This is a genomic window from Nitrososphaerota archaeon, assembly GCA_029785825.1.
Lineage (GTDB): Archaea > Thermoproteota > Nitrososphaeria > Nitrososphaerales > Gagatemarchaeaceae > UBA183.
Genome location: JAFLYY010000001.1, coordinates 1,265,353 through 1,278,966 on the forward strand (window position 1 = coordinate 1,265,353; position 13,614 = coordinate 1,278,966).

The 13,614-nt window shown below is 60.6% G+C and carries 19 protein-coding genes; 8 read left to right on the top strand and 11 right to left on the bottom strand.

Going from position 1 to position 13,614, the window contains the following annotated elements; translation table 11 throughout:
• Nucleotides 1-8 precede the first annotated feature (8 nt).
• Nucleotides 9-221: a hypothetical protein gene (locus tag JRN21_06605; GenBank protein ID MDG6988980.1), complete on the bottom strand. Its 213-nt coding sequence runs from the start codon at nt 219-221 to the stop codon at nt 9-11.
• Nucleotides 222-325: 104 nt separating this feature from the next.
• Here JRN21_06605 and JRN21_06610 point away from each other — a divergent pair, with 104 nt between their 5' ends.
• The 8 genes from JRN21_06610 (at nt 326) to JRN21_06645 (ending at nt 4,897) form a co-directional block, all read left to right on the top strand.
• The gene (locus tag JRN21_06610) at nt 326-1,636 is read left to right on the top strand and encodes a translation initiation factor IF-2 subunit gamma (protein MDG6988981.1); all 1,311 of its coding nucleotides are present in this window, start codon (nt 326-328) and stop codon (nt 1,634-1,636) included.
• Nucleotides 1,637-1,639: 3 nt separating this feature from the next.
• Nucleotides 1,640-2,005: a hypothetical protein gene (locus tag JRN21_06615; GenBank protein ID MDG6988982.1), complete on the top strand. Its 366-nt coding sequence runs from the start codon at nt 1,640-1,642 to the stop codon at nt 2,003-2,005.
• A 60-nt stretch (nt 2,006-2,065) separates the two neighbouring features.
• On the top strand, nt 2,066-2,869 hold the full coding sequence (locus tag JRN21_06620) for an NAD+ synthase (protein ID MDG6988983.1): 804 nt from the start codon (nt 2,066-2,068) through the stop codon (nt 2,867-2,869).
• A 48-nt stretch (nt 2,870-2,917) separates the two neighbouring features.
• Complete coding sequence (locus JRN21_06625; GenBank protein ID MDG6988984.1) at nt 2,918-3,502, top strand: DNA-directed RNA polymerase; 585 nt, start codon at nt 2,918-2,920, stop codon at nt 3,500-3,502.
• Nucleotides 3,503-3,508: 6 nt separating this feature from the next.
• Nucleotides 3,509-3,694, top strand: coding sequence for a DNA-directed RNA polymerase, subunit E'' (locus JRN21_06630; protein ID MDG6988985.1), 186 nt, complete (start codon nt 3,509-3,511; stop codon nt 3,692-3,694).
• 4 nt (nt 3,695-3,698) lie between these two features.
• Entirely contained in the window at nt 3,699-4,220 is a 522-nt protein-coding gene (locus tag JRN21_06635; GenBank protein MDG6988986.1) for a DUF359 domain-containing protein, read from the top strand.
• A 63-nt stretch (nt 4,221-4,283) separates the two neighbouring features.
• Nucleotides 4,284-4,625, top strand: coding sequence for a hypothetical protein (locus tag JRN21_06640; protein ID MDG6988987.1), 342 nt, complete (start codon nt 4,284-4,286; stop codon nt 4,623-4,625).
• Between the two features lie 119 nt (nt 4,626-4,744).
• Complete coding sequence (locus JRN21_06645; protein ID MDG6988988.1) at nt 4,745-4,897, top strand: 30S ribosomal protein S27ae; 153 nt, start codon at nt 4,745-4,747, stop codon at nt 4,895-4,897.
• Here JRN21_06645 and JRN21_06650 read toward each other — a convergent pair.
• The 10 genes from JRN21_06650 to JRN21_06695 form a co-directional block, all read right to left on the bottom strand.
• The gene (locus tag JRN21_06650) at nt 4,894-6,519 is read right to left on the bottom strand and encodes a hypothetical protein (GenBank protein ID MDG6988989.1); all 1,626 of its coding nucleotides are present in this window, start codon (nt 6,517-6,519) and stop codon (nt 4,894-4,896) included. The two genes, JRN21_06645 and JRN21_06650, sit on opposite strands and share 4 nt — an antisense overlap.
• On the bottom strand, nt 6,516-7,202 hold the full coding sequence (locus JRN21_06655) for a hypothetical protein (GenBank protein MDG6988990.1): 687 nt from the start codon (nt 7,200-7,202) through the stop codon (nt 6,516-6,518). The genes JRN21_06650 and JRN21_06655 overlap by 4 nt, the downstream gene beginning before the upstream one ends.
• Nucleotides 7,203-7,242: 40 nt before the next feature.
• On the bottom strand, nt 7,243-7,701 hold the full coding sequence (locus JRN21_06660; protein MDG6988991.1) for an Lrp/AsnC family transcriptional regulator: 459 nt from the start codon (nt 7,699-7,701) through the stop codon (nt 7,243-7,245).
• 86 nt (nt 7,702-7,787) lie between these two features.
• Entirely contained in the window at nt 7,788-8,141 is a 354-nt protein-coding gene (locus tag JRN21_06665) for a 30S ribosomal protein S6e (protein ID MDG6988992.1), read from the bottom strand.
• A 34-nt stretch (nt 8,142-8,175) separates the two neighbouring features.
• Nucleotides 8,176-9,945: a translation initiation factor IF-2 gene (gene infB / locus JRN21_06670; GenBank protein MDG6988993.1), complete on the bottom strand. Its 1,770-nt coding sequence runs from the start codon at nt 9,943-9,945 to the stop codon at nt 8,176-8,178.
• A gap of 47 nt (nt 9,946-9,992) precedes the next feature.
• Entirely contained in the window at nt 9,993-10,412 is a 420-nt protein-coding gene (gene ndk, locus JRN21_06675) for a nucleoside-diphosphate kinase (GenBank protein MDG6988994.1), read from the bottom strand.
• On the bottom strand, nt 10,409-10,591 hold the full coding sequence (locus JRN21_06680; GenBank protein ID MDG6988995.1) for a 50S ribosomal protein L24: 183 nt from the start codon (nt 10,589-10,591) through the stop codon (nt 10,409-10,411). The genes ndk and JRN21_06680 overlap by 4 nt, the downstream gene beginning before the upstream one ends.
• Before the next feature lie 96 nt (nt 10,592-10,687).
• Nucleotides 10,688-11,623, bottom strand: coding sequence for a hypothetical protein (locus tag JRN21_06685; protein MDG6988996.1), 936 nt, complete (start codon nt 11,621-11,623; stop codon nt 10,688-10,690).
• Nucleotides 11,624-11,653: 30 nt separating this feature from the next.
• On the bottom strand, nt 11,654-12,211 hold the full coding sequence (locus tag JRN21_06690) for a hypothetical protein (GenBank protein ID MDG6988997.1): 558 nt from the start codon (nt 12,209-12,211) through the stop codon (nt 11,654-11,656).
• 6 nt (nt 12,212-12,217) lie between these two features.
• Nucleotides 12,218-13,531 carry a cell division protein FtsZ gene (locus JRN21_06695; protein ID MDG6988998.1) on the bottom strand — a complete coding sequence of 438 codons (1,314 nt, stop codon included), beginning with the start codon at nt 13,529-13,531 and terminating at the stop codon, nt 12,218-12,220.
• Nucleotides 13,532-13,614: the final 83 nt, after the last annotated feature.

A 13,614-nucleotide genomic window follows, 5' to 3' on the forward strand; every position in this document is an offset into this window, starting at 1 on the left:
TATCTCGACTATGATGTTGCAATACCCCGCCGGCCGAGATAGGACGCCAGGACCATGGTGTAGCACGACCCGGAAGAGGAAGGAGTCTCGTCCATCGCCTGCGCCCCGAGCCGAACCGTCTCTTCCGCCAACACCGGCGGCTTCCAGATGGATCTGATGTCCAGGGTCAGCGGGCTCTCCGGGGCGGTGTCGGACGCGTCCTTCGTCTTTGCGGCCAGCATCAGCACGCCCGCGGCCGCCTTGGGTCTAGCCCAGTCCTCGCCCCCTTGAGCCTCACCGGGCCTTTCACAGCGTCCTGACGGAAACGCCGCCGGTACCACTACAGATGTTTCCGCCGAACTTTAAAAGGCCCTTCAGAACGTGCACCCTATTGTCAGGGCAGAAGCTCGTAGAGCCAGCGCCCGAAGGGCCAGTCCTTCCCAGGCAGCCGGAGGTCAACATCGGGACGGCGGGGCACGTGGACCACGGCAAGTCGACCGTCACCCAGAGCCTTACGGGCGTCTGGACAAGCGCTCATTCTGAGGAACTGAAGCGGGGCATCACCATCAAGGTAGGGTATGCCGACGCCGCGTTCTACAGGTGCCCCGTGGACCATGGACCGGGGAGCTTCTCCACTAGCAAGGTCTGTACCATCGACGGGAAGAAGACCGACCTGCTGAGGGCTGTGAGTCTCGTAGACACGCCGGGCCATGAGAGCCTGATGACGAATATGCTCGCCGGCGCCTTCCTGATGGACGGGGCCCTCCTGGTGATTGCGGCCAACGAGCCTGTCCCCAAGCCTCAGACCCGGGAGCACCTTCAGGCGCTCCAGATGCTGGGGATGAAGAAGATAGTCATCGCTCAGAACAAAATCGACCTGGTAACCGACCAGGAAGCCGAACGGAACCACGAACAGATACAGAAGTTCGTCTCAGGCACGGTCGCCGGAAACGCCCCGATCATCCCCATCTCGGCGCAACAGAAGCTCAACATAGACGCGCTGATTCAGGCGATAGAGGACGTCATCCCAACCCCAAAGAGAGATGCAGGAGCCAGCCCTCTCATGTACGTTGTAAGAAGCTTCGACGTCAACAGGCCGGGAAGAGAGGTCGGAGGACTGGTCGGCGGGGTGCTGGGAGGGAGCCTCACCAGGGGTGAGCTCAAGGTCGGAGACGAGATTGAGCTGAGGCCAGGCATGGTCGAAGAGCGGAGCGGAAAGTTCGTACCTGTGATCACGAAGGTGTCGAGCCTTGAGACAGGCGCCGGCCAGACAGAGAAGGTCGGCCCCGGCGGGCTGGTCGCCGTAGGCACTCACCTCGACCCGACGTTCGTCAAGGGGGACCAGATGGTCGGGAGCGTGATAGGCAGAGCAGGGACCCTTCCGGACACCCTCGAACACGTCACATTGGACGTGGCGCTCCTCGAGACGGCGGTCGGGTCGGCAGACCTCGTAAAGGTGGAGAAGGTCAGGCTCGGAGAGACCGTCAGGCTCAACCTCGGGACGGCATCGTCGCTGGCTGTAGCCACCTCCGTGAGGGGAGACGTGGTGGAGCTGGACCTCAAAAAACCCGTGTCGATAGAGATGGGGATGCGCGCGGCGATAAGCAGGAGGATTTCCGAGAGGTGGCGTCTCATTGGCTCGGGCGTCCTGAAATAGGGCTTGCAGGTCATTTTCGACAGCAGCTTTCTGATGGGCGTGGTCGAGAGGCCGACCACCTGGTTCGAAGATATGGTCGACGACCTCGGCGGGTTCCAGCCTCTGCTGCTCGAGTGCGTAGAGATAGAGCTCCGGAAGATCTCTGAAGGGAGCGGGAAGAGGGCTAGGACAGCAGGCGTGGCACTGGCCCTCGCGTCCAAGTTCGTCAGGATCCCCTGTGGTGCCGGAACGGTCGATGACGAGATTGTTTCTGCCGCAGTCTCCGCCAAGGCTGCCGTAGCCACGACAGACAGGGACCTCGTGCTGACTCTGAAGTCGGCTCACGTTTCCGTCGTAACGCTGAGGGGAAACAGGGTAGCATTGGATTGACGCTCCCGGAGAGGTCTCTCAGAAAGGCTGTTAAGCACCGACGCCGCCTGCCAGACGGCCTTGGCGTCCGTCCCCAAGATACGCGCCAGCGAAGCTGAAAAGATAGCTTCCTTCATCGGTGAGGTCGTCGAGGGGGCCTCCGCGAAGGGAGCGGTGGTCGCCCTGAGCGGCGGAATAGACAGCTCCGTCGTGGGCGCCCTGTGTGTGAAGGCCCTCGGAAGGGAGAAGGTCTTGGGGTTGCTCCTCCCGTCAGACCATACGCCCGAGGAGGACACGAAGGACGCCCGTTCGTTGGCAGACTCCTGGGGGATAGAGACCAAGACCGTCCCGATCACTGGGGTCGTGAAGTCGATTCTGGCGTCCGTGGACGTCGAAGGGACAAGGGTCGCCAGGGGCAACTTGGAAGCCAGGACGAGGATGGTGATTTCATATTTCTATGCCAACAACCTGAGTTACCTTGTGGCCGGGACTGGGGACAGAAGCGAGCTGGCGCTGGGTTACTTCACCAAGTTCGGCGACGGAGGCGTCGACTTCCTCCCTATTGCGCATCTCTACAAGACGCAAGTCAGGCAGCTAGGTGCTCATCTTGGGCTCCCGAGAAGGCTCGTCGAGAAGCCCGCTTCTCCGCAGCTGTGGAAGGGACAGAAGGCAACCGACGAAATCCCAGCCGAATACGACAAGCTCGATGCGGTGCTTAGCTCCCTCCTCGACCTCAAGGCGCACGCTAAGGAGGCGGCCTTCAGGGGAGGGGTACCTGTCAGCGTCGCCGAGAAGGCCCTTGAGATGCACCGGAGGTCTGCCCACAAGAGGGCAATGGCGGTGTCGCTCCTCGACGACCGGCAGAGACCGTCTCATGGCGGCTAAAGATTAAAATCGCTGATTCGAAGGGGTGCGATAGTTTCTGGATAGTTCATGTTTCAACTAGTCGAACTCAACGACGTAGTCAGGGTCCCCCCCGAGAAGTTTGGGTCCCCCCTCGAGAAGGTAGCTCTGGAGCTGCTGAAGCTGAAGTATGAGAGCACCATCAACCCGGACCAGGGGTACCTCGTCCTAGTCACGAAGGTTGACGTGGACAAGGTAGGCAAAATCATCGCCGGGGACGGCGCCACCTACCATAGGGTGAAGTTCGAAGTGCTCTCGTTCTACCCCCTGAAACAGGAGCTGGTCGAGGGAGAGGTAGTCGAGGTCACCGACTTCGGTGCGTTCGTCAGGATCGGACCAGCCGATGCACTGCTGCACCTGAGTCAGATAATGGACGACTACCTCACCAGCGACGTGAAGTCCGGAATAATCACCGCCTCCCAGAGCAAGAGGACCCTCCGGGTCGGGAGCAAAGTCAGAGTGAGGATAACAGCGGTCAGCCTCGGCCACGGAATATCCATGGGGAAGATAGGCGTCACATGCAGGCAGCCGTTCCTCGGCGCTTTCGAGTGGATTGATGAAGAGGTGGCGAAGGCAGGGAAGGCTCGGAAGGCTGCCGAAAGAACGGAGAAGTAGTAGACGATGAAGGAACTCGCCTGCCGCAAGTGCAAGGCGCTGACGACCGAGAAGGCCTGCCCCAACGACGGCTCGACGGAGCTCAGCAACGAGTGGTCGGGGCTCATAGTCATAATCAACGCTGAGAAATCCCAGGTCGCAAAGACCCTCGGGATCACGAAGCCAGGCAGGTACGCGCTAAAGGTAAGCTAGCCCCTTGCCTCGGGCGTACAGGCTCTCTGGAGAGCTGAGGCAGACCCTCTCGATCCCTCTCGGGCGGGTCTTTGACTCGAAGGAGTCGGCAGAGCCGGGCTTCAGACGCCTCCTGACCGAGGCTTCGATGCTGATCACGGTCGGAGACAGGGTGACGGAGACCGCCGGGTCCCTCGGCAGGGTGCCCGACATCCAGGTGGTGGACGGCCTGGAAAGACGGGACAAGAGGGAGCCACCGTCGGTCCCCTACACCAGGCTCGTGGAGGTGAAGAACCCTGCGGGGGTGCTCACGGCGGAGGCGATAGCGGGGATGAGGGACGCGTTCGGGGGGAGGAAGCCGGTGAGAGTCCTCGTCGACGGGGAGGAGGATCTCATGGCCCTGCTGGCAGTTGGAATGGCGCCGGTCTCCGCCATGGTGCTCTATGGGCAACCGGGGGCGGGTGTCGTGGCAGTGAAGGTGGACGGGGTGTCGAAGTCGAGGAACAGGGCGCTCCTTGCGAAGATGGGAATCAAGAGGCTCGCCTAGTTTCACTCTGTTTTCAGTGGACTCTTCAACTTAATATCCTCGTGAAATCCGGGTGGGCCAAAGTTGCAGGTCGAGAAGAAGTCCGAGTCCAAGGTCCTGGACAGGTCCTACGTGGAGCTGTTCCTCGACGACAGGGCGGGGAAGATATCCAGGAAGGAGGCGATAGCGGCGGTAGCCCAAGAGATGGGGGTCCCACCCGAGAACGTCGCCCTCATAAGGCTGGAGGGCCAGTCGGGGACCACCAAGCTCACCGGAAGGTTCTACGTTTACGGGTCTGCCGAGTCAAAGAAAAGAATCCACCTTAGGTATCTCGAAGAGAGGACGCTGACCAAGGAAGAGCGCGAGAAGCTCAAGCAAGAAAGGAAGAAGAAAGGCGTCGCCCCCGCCCCAGAGGCGAAGAAGTAGGTTTGTCGAAGCAGCCGTCTCCAGCTCCCGCACCTCCTGCTGCCCCGGCGCAGCCCACTCCACCTGCCGAAGAGAAGAAGCCGGAGAAGAAAGAGAAGCCGAAAGCCCCGAAGCGGAGGATACAGGTCCACAAGCTCTACAAGATAGACGGGGAATCCCTAAGCAGGCTAAGGAAGGAGTGCCCGCGATGCGGCAAGGGATACTTCATGGCCCAGCACGGCAATAGGCTCACCTGCGGCCACTGTGGATACACGACCTACCTGAAGTCCTAGGCATAGACGGCCATCAGGTCCTTCAGCATCCTCGCCATCCCGGGAGTGAGGAAAGGCCTGAAAGGCCCGAAGTACTTCGACCCCCTCGCCTTCGCGACGCTTGTCCTGTCGCCCCCCTTCGAGTACGAGTCGAGGAAAGCCGTGGCCACCTTCTTCATCGAATCTTCCCTGTTCGAGAGCTTTGCGGTGTAATAGAGGAACTCGGCCACGTCCCATGCCTGGTCTCCGCCGGCATATGCTTGCTCCAGGTCGGTCAGGTACAGTCCCTCCTTGGCGTCTATGACGTTGCTGGGCTTCGCGTCACCCAGCGCCATCCCCCCGCCGTGGACCCGTGCCATGAGGGCGCCGTAGGCTGAGACGGAAGGCATCTCCTCCGCCCCCCCTTTCAGGAAGGAGTTGATCTCCGAGGCTAGCGTGGGCCCCTCGACGTAGTCTTTGATCAGAATCCGCTCGGCGGGAGCCACTGCCAGTATCTTGGGGACGAGCACCCCCTTGTCCCTCAGGGCGAGGGTCGACCCGTACTCCCGCTCCAACCGTGACAGGGAGCCGGTGCTGAACTTGTTGGCCGCAGACGCCCAGATCCCGAGCAGGGCCCACTTCAGCGACCTCACATCTGTGTAGTTCTTCACGACCACCGACTTCGACATGGCACCGGCCGTGAACGTGAGCACCCGCGTCGTCGAGTAGGGTTCCCCGATGTCCCTTTCCGCCGTGGAATAGGTCTCGAATCCGAGCATGCCGGCTAGCTCGCTGACCAGAAGAGACGCGTCTGGTATCACCGAGCCTTCTCGCAGCTGCAGGAGCGACCGGGGACGCTCAAGGGGCCCGAAGCGGGGCGGGGCCTCTCTCATCCTCCTGAGTTTCGACAGCGCTTCCCTGCTGAACACCGAGGGACCGACCCTCCCTGCGTACCCGTGGACGGCGTACTGCGTCACCCCGCGAGCCGTAACAGAGAACATCGATTGGACCCTGGTGAAGGCGTCGCCTCTGAGCTTTTCCGGGACCATCTTGACCCCGTCCGCACCTGCCACGATCAGCCCCCTTGACTGGAGCGGCTCGACGGCGGCCCGGAACCCTTCGATGGAGATCCGCCTGTTTTCGTCCCCGAGCTTCGACGTGTAGGTGTGGACGTAGCTGTAGGCCGCGGGGGGGTAGATGGAAGACCTCCTGTGGAGCTTGTCGAAGAGGAAGTAGTCATAGGGGATCAGAAGGTGCCGTCCGAACTCCCCATAGTCCGAGGAGAGGTCGAGGAGCGCTTCGATGGCGACCCTCCGCTTGTACTCGAGCTCCACCGACCGGAAGAGCTCGGGGCTTGAGAGGGGCTCGTAGACGTTGAGCAGCCGGCCCACTACGAACTCCCCGAGGTAGGAAGAGCGCGCGTCCTCCACCATCATCCCCTCGTCCACCATCAGAGCCGAAGCCTCCAGCGGGGAGTCCACATACCTGTAGCGAACCCCCTCTTTGAAGCGTTTCAGGACGACAATCAGGTCGTAGTCTGAGTCGGGCCTGGAGTACCCCGCTACCTTGGACCCGTAGGCGGCCACCCCCGAGATCTCGGCGTGACCTGCCAGACCCTGTGCGAGCCCCGCTAGGGAAACTCGCTCGGAATCGGTCAGCCTCAAGCCCGGGTCTTCTCTTGCAGCTCGGCGACCTTGGACAAGACTGCCGGATCAAACCTAGTCGAAGCCACAGCCCCCATAGGGAGCTTCACAAAGTTCTCTTCGGGCCCCACCCACCTTATCGGGAGGTTCTTGCCTATCCAGGACTCTCCGACCTTTTTGTTGAGGGCGGCGTCCGAGAGGTTCTCCTTGAACTTGCGGCTCAGCAGGGAGACGAGCGCCCTTTCGGAGAAGATCAGCTTCGGAGGCACAAGGTGCTCCGAGTCTGCGTACGACGCCTCGTAGAGGGTGGTAGCCACTTCGTCGCTGGCCACGTCCTTGGTGCTGAGCCTTCTCACGAGCTCGATGTAGTGGGTGAACTCGTGGGCTGCCACGGCTTCTATGGTGGCCTTCGTGCCGAACGCCACCAGGGCGGCTGAGAACTGGACGAGTATGAGGACGCTACCGTTGACGGTCGTGGGGATCACCCTCGCGAAGAGGACCCCCATCTGTCCATACTCTGCCCCGGTCTTGGAGACCGGAAGGCTCGGTTCGATGTAGTAAGGAGGATAACGGAGCCCGCTTGCCCTTTCGACTCTGGTCACTGCTCCCTGGACGTATCCCAGCCTGGTCCGGACCTTCTTGGCCATGACCCTCGGCACCTTTCCCTGGGCCACCGCCTGGTCGAGCAAGATCAGGGGGTCCACGGTTTGGCGACCGTCCTCCCGTGCATATGAACCTTGGGGGCTATTCCACTATCCTGAACGTCACCGGAGGGTTTCTGCGTGAGACCTCCATGAATATCTCGGCATGCATCACGCCCTGGTTCTTGCCCAGCACGTCGTAGACCGCCCGGTGCAGCTCATCCAGTGACTGTCCCTTGAGGTTGACGATGATGTCGAATCTTCCCGTCACCTCCCTTATCAGCCGCACTCCTTCGACCTTCTCGATCTCTCTCAGGACCGTTTCCCTCTGCTTCGGGTCGATGTTCAGGCCGGCCAGAGCCCCGGCCCTCATCCCGAGCCGGTCTTCGTTCACCATGACCGTGAACTTTTCGATGACGCCCCGCTTCTGGAGCCTCTTTATCCTGCTGTACATCACCGACAGGTTGACCCCCATTTCTCTGCTAAGCTTCGGGACGGACATCGATGCGTCCGCATAGAGAGAGGAGAGGATCCTCATGTCGAGGTCGTCCAGCCTAGCCATGCCTTTTCGAGGGGTACGCTAGATATTTCTACTTTTCAGCGTTGATGGCCCGATGATTTGATGAACTTCGGGCAGAATTGCAGAACCTAAGCAGGCTTCGCTTCCACCAGCTTGCCGTTTAGCTGGTAGGTCTCCTCGGTGATGGTGTTCCCCCTGACGTACTTCCGCTTCTTCACCCCTTCTTCCTTCCCCCTGTACCCGACCCCCCTGGTCATGAGGACGTAGTTCTTCCCGCCGCCGAGTGTGTCAGCCCTCATGGGGAAGCCTGCTTTGTCGCTTCCTCCCGTGATCATGAACTTCCCGGCGAGCCCTATGGTGGCCCCGTCGATGATGTCTCCTATCTTCCTCCCGATCAACAGCTGTGCACTCGCGTCTTTGACCTCCTGGGCCTCTGACTTGCCGGTCTTGGGGTCCGACAGAACCAGCTTGAAGCTGACCAACTGAACCGGCTCCGAACCTGACTGGTAGATAAACCTAGAACCCGTACATCGGGTCGGACTTTGATTTTATCGCGACTATCTCTTCGAGGACCTCTCGTTCTGCTTCGTTTAGAGAGCCCAGCAGCTTCGTCCTCAACGCCTTTGCTTCGTGGCTCCGGGGCATGGCGTAGAGCGTGTCGTTCTCCCTGACCTGCCGCCCCAGGGTCGGCCCGTCAACAGAGATGGCCACCTCGTCTCCGTCCTTGGCCTCGGGAAGCGCCTTCCCTTGGTCCTGAATCTGCTCCACGGTCCCCAGCTCGGTCCCCAGCGTGTTCATCAGACGGACCTTCGGGCGCAGCCTCCCCGCGATAATCTCTACGCCGAAGACAGCCGGGTCTCTGTTTCTGAAGAAGGCCCCGGGTATCGCCTTCAGCTTGCACGGCCTAGTCAGGCTGGACAGCGCTGCCTTTTCGTCAGACTCCCTCTTCGCAGCCGCCCAGTTGACGTAGCTGTCAATCACTTCGTAGATGATGGATGACACGAAAATCGAGCTGGAGCTGGCGTGGTCTTTTGCTTCGGGTAGGACCTTCGAGTCGAATCCCAAGATGGCTCCGAGATACGGGTCGTGCTCACCTACAACCTGGGCGTCCACTATGTCGTTCTTTGAGATGTCACCTATGTCAGCCTCCCTCACAGGGACCCCCCTCTCCTCGAGCATCCTGAGGACCGCTTCGAGCCCCCCTATGCTCCCAGCCTTCACGATGACCCCCATGTTGTCGGTCTTGACGACGATACTCGAAAGTTCCTTTTCCATCTCAGCCTTCAGTAGCTGGAATTCCCTCTCCGAGAAGAAAGATGCGACCGAAGACCCGGCCACCACTCCTCCGAGGTCGGGAGAGACGAGCTTGACCCCCGCGGCTGCGTACACCGAGTCTACCGGTGTGAACTTGTCCCTAGGGTCCCTCATCTCGTCCAGGGGTTTCGGCATGAAGAGGGCCTTGACCTTCGACTTGAACGCCCCGTCCCTACTCACCAGTGCTATGGAGTCGCCCACGCGCAGGGCGCCTTCCGTGAGGATGACGTTGGCTGTCTGGCCAATCCCCACCTCCTCCTGCATCTCGAGGATTATCCCTCTCGCTGACTTTGCGTCCGCCACCTGCAGCTTCCCCTTCAGGAACTGCTGGGCAAGTCCGATAAGCATGGCAAGCATCTCAGGCATCCCCACCAACGCCCTGGCAGATACCGGGACCACGGACACCTGCTGGCGGAAGTCTTTGACCCGGTAGTAGGCGTCCGACTGGAAGCCGAGCCTTGAAAGCCCCCCCACCACGTTGTAGAGCCTCTCCTCGAGCTCGTCCCCCCACGTCGGAGGCTGTTGCTTCATGACCTCCTGTAGCGCGCCCTTACTTCCCTTCCTCCAGCCGGCGATCATGTCGATCTTGTTGAGGGCCACGAGGAACGGCACCTTCCGCTGTTTGAGTATGTCTATGCTCTCCAGTGTCTGGTTCTCGAGCCCCTTCAGCACATCGACGACAAGTATAGCGATGTCCGCGGCAGACCCCCCGCGTAACCTGAGGTTGGAGAAAACGGCGTGGCCAGGGGTGTCAATCATGAGGAGCCCGGGAATCTGCAGCTCCCCTCCGGCCCTGTCCAGCAGGGGCCCGCAGATCTGCACCAGTGTCTCCATGGGGAAGTAGCTGGCGCCTATCTCCTGGGTAATCCCCCCAACTTCACGGGCCTGAACGCCCGTTCCTCTGAGACTGTCAGCGAGCGAGGTTTTTCCGCTATCTACGTGGCCAAGGATGACCACTACAGGCTGTCGCATCCGGCCGCTCTCCACCGACACTTCCCATCCAGCCCCTTAAGATGCCCTCACCCTCGCGCCTTGCCAAAAAAGGCCGCTTCCTCGTGTGCAAAGCTCTCTGACGAGTCCGACGCGTGGATTGCGTTGTCTGTCAACCCGAGCCCTAGGTCTCCCCTTATGGTCCCCGACGCCGCCTCCCAGCTCTTGGTCGCCCCGACCATCCTCCTGACCGTGGCCACGGCGTCTCTGCCAGATAGGACCACCCCCACCACGGGCCCCGAGGTTATGAACGCGACCAGTTCCCCGAAGAACGGCTTCTCTTTGTGGACGCTGTAGAACTCTTCGGCCTGCGGCTTGGACAGGGTCTGCATCCTGAGCATTTTGATGACGAACCCCTTTCTCTCGAACCGCCCTATGATCTCGCCGACCAGCCCCCGTCTCACTCCGTCGGGCTTTACCACTATGAGTGTCTCTTCGGTCGCGCTCATTTCTTCTGGGGCCTCCTCGCCCATTTCAGCTTGCGAGGGTCCCGTCCGAGCTTCAGGTCGTTGACCTTACATTTCGATGAGCAGTAGGATCTGGTAGAGCCGTCGTTCTTCACGAACAGGATGCCGGAGCCGAGCCTGACTTCTCTGCCGCAGAAGACACATTTCTTTGGAACGTACATTTCAGGCTACCGCACCTCGACCTTTCGGGTCCCTTTGAAACTCGGAATATAAAGACGGCGCCCCCCGAACACGCTTACGCCCTTCCCTTGGCAGCCCTAGGACGGAACCGTTCCACCCAGGAACCTCATCCAATACTGTGCTTCGACGATCAGCCTCTGGGCGAAGTCCTTCGGGTGGGCTACCACTCCGTCCAGTGCCTTGGCTATGGTGTCCGGTCCCAGGTTCGCCAGGCCCTCCAGGTCAATGCTGGCCGCGCCTGTCAGATGCCTCAGCTTCTGGGCGAGCTCCAAGTCGTGGAGGTGTACCCCTTCGAGGTCCCCGCCGTCGGCGAACGCGCTCGCAAGAAAAGACACGTCCCCCGAGAGAACGATGTCCTTGACAGAGAGTCCCCGCGACTTCATGGTGGCGTAGAGATGGCTGTAGGAGACCACCTCCTCCAGAGAGAGCACGGCGAAAAGGGTCCTAGCGGCAGGCATTTTCCTGATCCCTCTGCGCTCGGAGACCGTCCTCTTCAGGTCGACCAATGCGACGAACGGGAACACGTAGTCTACCTGCTTTCCCACCTGCTTTGACATCTCCTGTCTGAACCAGAGCTTCAACGACTCCTGGCTTTCCAGCCCCGCGGGAGTCCTGGTGGGCGGCAAGACCCAGACCCCGGACTGGACGAGCTTGAAACCCGTGGCGATGAGCCTGTCTCTGAGGCTCACGGAGCCTTTCTTACTTTTCGACCTCTCGTAGGACTTCAGCAGCAGGAGGGCCTTGACTTCGCCTGGATAGGACTTTATCAGCTCCTCGACAGTTATCCCTGAGTTCTTGAGCTGCCAGCCTAGCCGGCGCACGAGGCGCTTGCACATCAGCTCGTGGTCCTCATACGTGGCGGGCGCCGCGTGGTCCTCGCCGTCGACCTCTATCCGCTGGATGACCGCCTGAGCCAGCTCGTCGTCCTTGGGGAGGGTTGTGCCGCTGGTAATCTTGCTGAGAGGGCCCCGCACCTTGTCAAAGAGACCGGTGATTCGCTTTACAGCTGACACGCTACCGGCTCCACCTGGGTTGATTGAATTCTAAAGCTTGCCTTCGGGCTGCGACGAGAGCCTCCGTCTGACGGCCTTCCGTATGTCATCAAAGGCCTCCACCAGCTTCTTCTTTGCAAAATATTCGTCCGAGTCTGCCACCTCCACTCGGTCGCCGTAGATTGTGACGTCCCCGATCCTCAAAGGAGAAGGGATCCCCAGGATGGCAGAGAGGCCCTCGACCGTCTTTGGGAAGGTCGCTCCGGACCTGAACCCAAAAGTGTTGGCACCCTCTGACTTGGAGGGGGTCGGGTCGAGGGGAATCACGAGCCCGCTTGAGCTGAACGCTTCCAAGACTCTGCGCTGGACCTCGCCGATGGCCCGACGCGCGCTTTCCTTCTCCTTCCTCAGGGCGGAGGCCCGATCCTGGTGCCCTGGGTCGGACCAGTCCATGCCTATCAGCGCATAGAACGCCTTGTCCTTCTCGTTCCGCTTCGGGTCCTGCTTAATCTCCTGGGAGAGCGCTTCGAGCTCGGCATCTATCGCCCTTAACCTCCTCTGCTCGTCCAGGAGCCGTCCGGCTTCGACTTCCAGCTCGGTGAGGTCCAAACTCCCCTAACCCAGATGGCTGGAGACTTCAATCACAGCCTTCTTGAACTCCTCATGGGTCAGGTTCCGGGTCTGGTACTCGTCCTTGTACGAGTCCCAGGCGTCCTCGGCTTCAGCGATGAGGGGGAGGAGCTTCTTACTGATTCCCTTGATGTTGAGAAGGATGAGGGCAGAGGCGGGCTCCCCTGGAAGGGTAGGGATCTTGATGAAGATCACGCGCTTGTCCTGGATGGCGTACTTGTCGGCGAGCACCTTTTTGAAGAACTCTCTGTCCTCGGCTGTCAGCCGCGAGCTGCTTTTGATCAGAACGCAGGCAGAGTCGGTCTTCCCCTTCTCGATCTCTCCCTCCTGGGAGATGTCGAAGAGCAACCCGTCGTTCCCTTCGTCCAGGGCCTGTTCGATGGCCCGGATGTCAGACCCTCCCTTGGGGACGAGCGGGATGAGCCACGGGACCACGAACTTCGGCTTGCTGGCCGCGAGCCAGGTCCTGTAGTTGGACATGTCCCACTCGGTCTCCCGGATGAACGAGTCCATGAACTCGGCTATTACGTGGGCAGCCAGCAGATTCATGTCTCGGTAGTCGTGCCACCCGACTCGGATCTGCTTCGGCAGCTCGTCGACTATGGACGAACGTGAGTCGAGCATCCCCTTGAGCTTGTCAGCCTGGAAACGGAGCTCCTTGTTGTCCATAAGGATGGGAGCGTCCGAATACCGGATCTGGTAGGCCATGTTCAGCACCACGCTGATGTGCGCCGGCCCGTAGATGATCGGGTCCCACCCTATCTCTGGGAGGACCCCGAAGGTGGCGATGGTGGCATGACCCAGGGTCGGGCTTTCCTTGACATATGCCATGAACTCCGAAGAGAAGGAACCCCCGGTGCCGCCCCCCATGCTGAAGGGGACTATGAAGCCCCTCACGGGTTCGGGTGAGATTGCCTGAATCCTGGACGCGATGTCCTGCTTGCCGACTATCTCGTTCCTGAACCTTCCACGCCCTTCAGCCCAGTTCCTCGCGGCGCCTCCGAGCCCGTAGACCGCGTGCTTGTCCTTCATGGCGAAAAGCTGCGGGTACGACTGAAGTATCAGGTTAGCAGAACGCGGGTCCAAGTCTACCAGCAGCGCCCGCGGAACAAGCGGAGTCTCCCCTCTGCGAAGCGAAGCGCCGAACCTCAGTATCGTGCTCCCATACCTCCTCAGGACTTCGAGCTGCTGCTTCTCGCCTTTGAGGGTCGGAGCGCTCGGATTGGCCCCGACGTCCATGAGGACCCACCTGTACGCCTCGGCGCCTATCCCCACGCCCGCATGTCCCATGCACGCCATTATCACCGGATTGGGGGCGAGAGGAGCCTGGTTAGCTAGGCTGAACGCCAACGTTATACCTCGCCTTCCATCTTTTTTATACG

What these genes read in the sequence shown, in the direction of transcription:
- JRN21_06605 (MDG6988980.1), bottom strand. Translation starts at nt 221, where the DNA reads ATGCTGGCCGCAAAGACGAAGGACGCGTCCGACACCGCCCCGGAGAGC.
- JRN21_06610 (MDG6988981.1), top strand. Translation starts at nt 326, where the DNA reads ATGTTTCCGCCGAACTTTAAAAGGCCCTTCAGAACGTGCACCCTATTG.
- JRN21_06625 (MDG6988984.1), top strand. Translation starts at nt 2,918, where the DNA reads ATGTTTCAACTAGTCGAACTCAACGACGTAGTCAGGGTCCCCCCCGAG.
- JRN21_06630 (MDG6988985.1), top strand. Translation starts at nt 3,509, where the DNA reads ATGAAGGAACTCGCCTGCCGCAAGTGCAAGGCGCTGACGACCGAGAAG.
- JRN21_06660 (MDG6988991.1), bottom strand. Translation starts at nt 7,701, where the DNA reads ATGGCTAGGCTGGACGACCTCGACATGAGGATCCTCTCCTCTCTCTAT.
- infB (MDG6988993.1), bottom strand. Translation starts at nt 9,945, where the DNA reads ATGCGACAGCCTGTAGTGGTCATCCTTGGCCACGTAGATAGCGGAAAA.
- ndk (MDG6988994.1), bottom strand. Translation starts at nt 10,412, where the DNA reads ATGAGCGCGACCGAAGAGACACTCATAGTGGTAAAGCCCGACGGAGTG.
- JRN21_06680 (MDG6988995.1), bottom strand. Translation starts at nt 10,591, where the DNA reads ATGTACGTTCCAAAGAAATGTGTCTTCTGCGGCAGAGAAGTCAGGCTC.
- JRN21_06695 (MDG6988998.1), bottom strand. Translation starts at nt 13,531, where the DNA reads ATGGCGTGCATGGGACATGCGGGCGTGGGGATAGGCGCCGAGGCGTAC.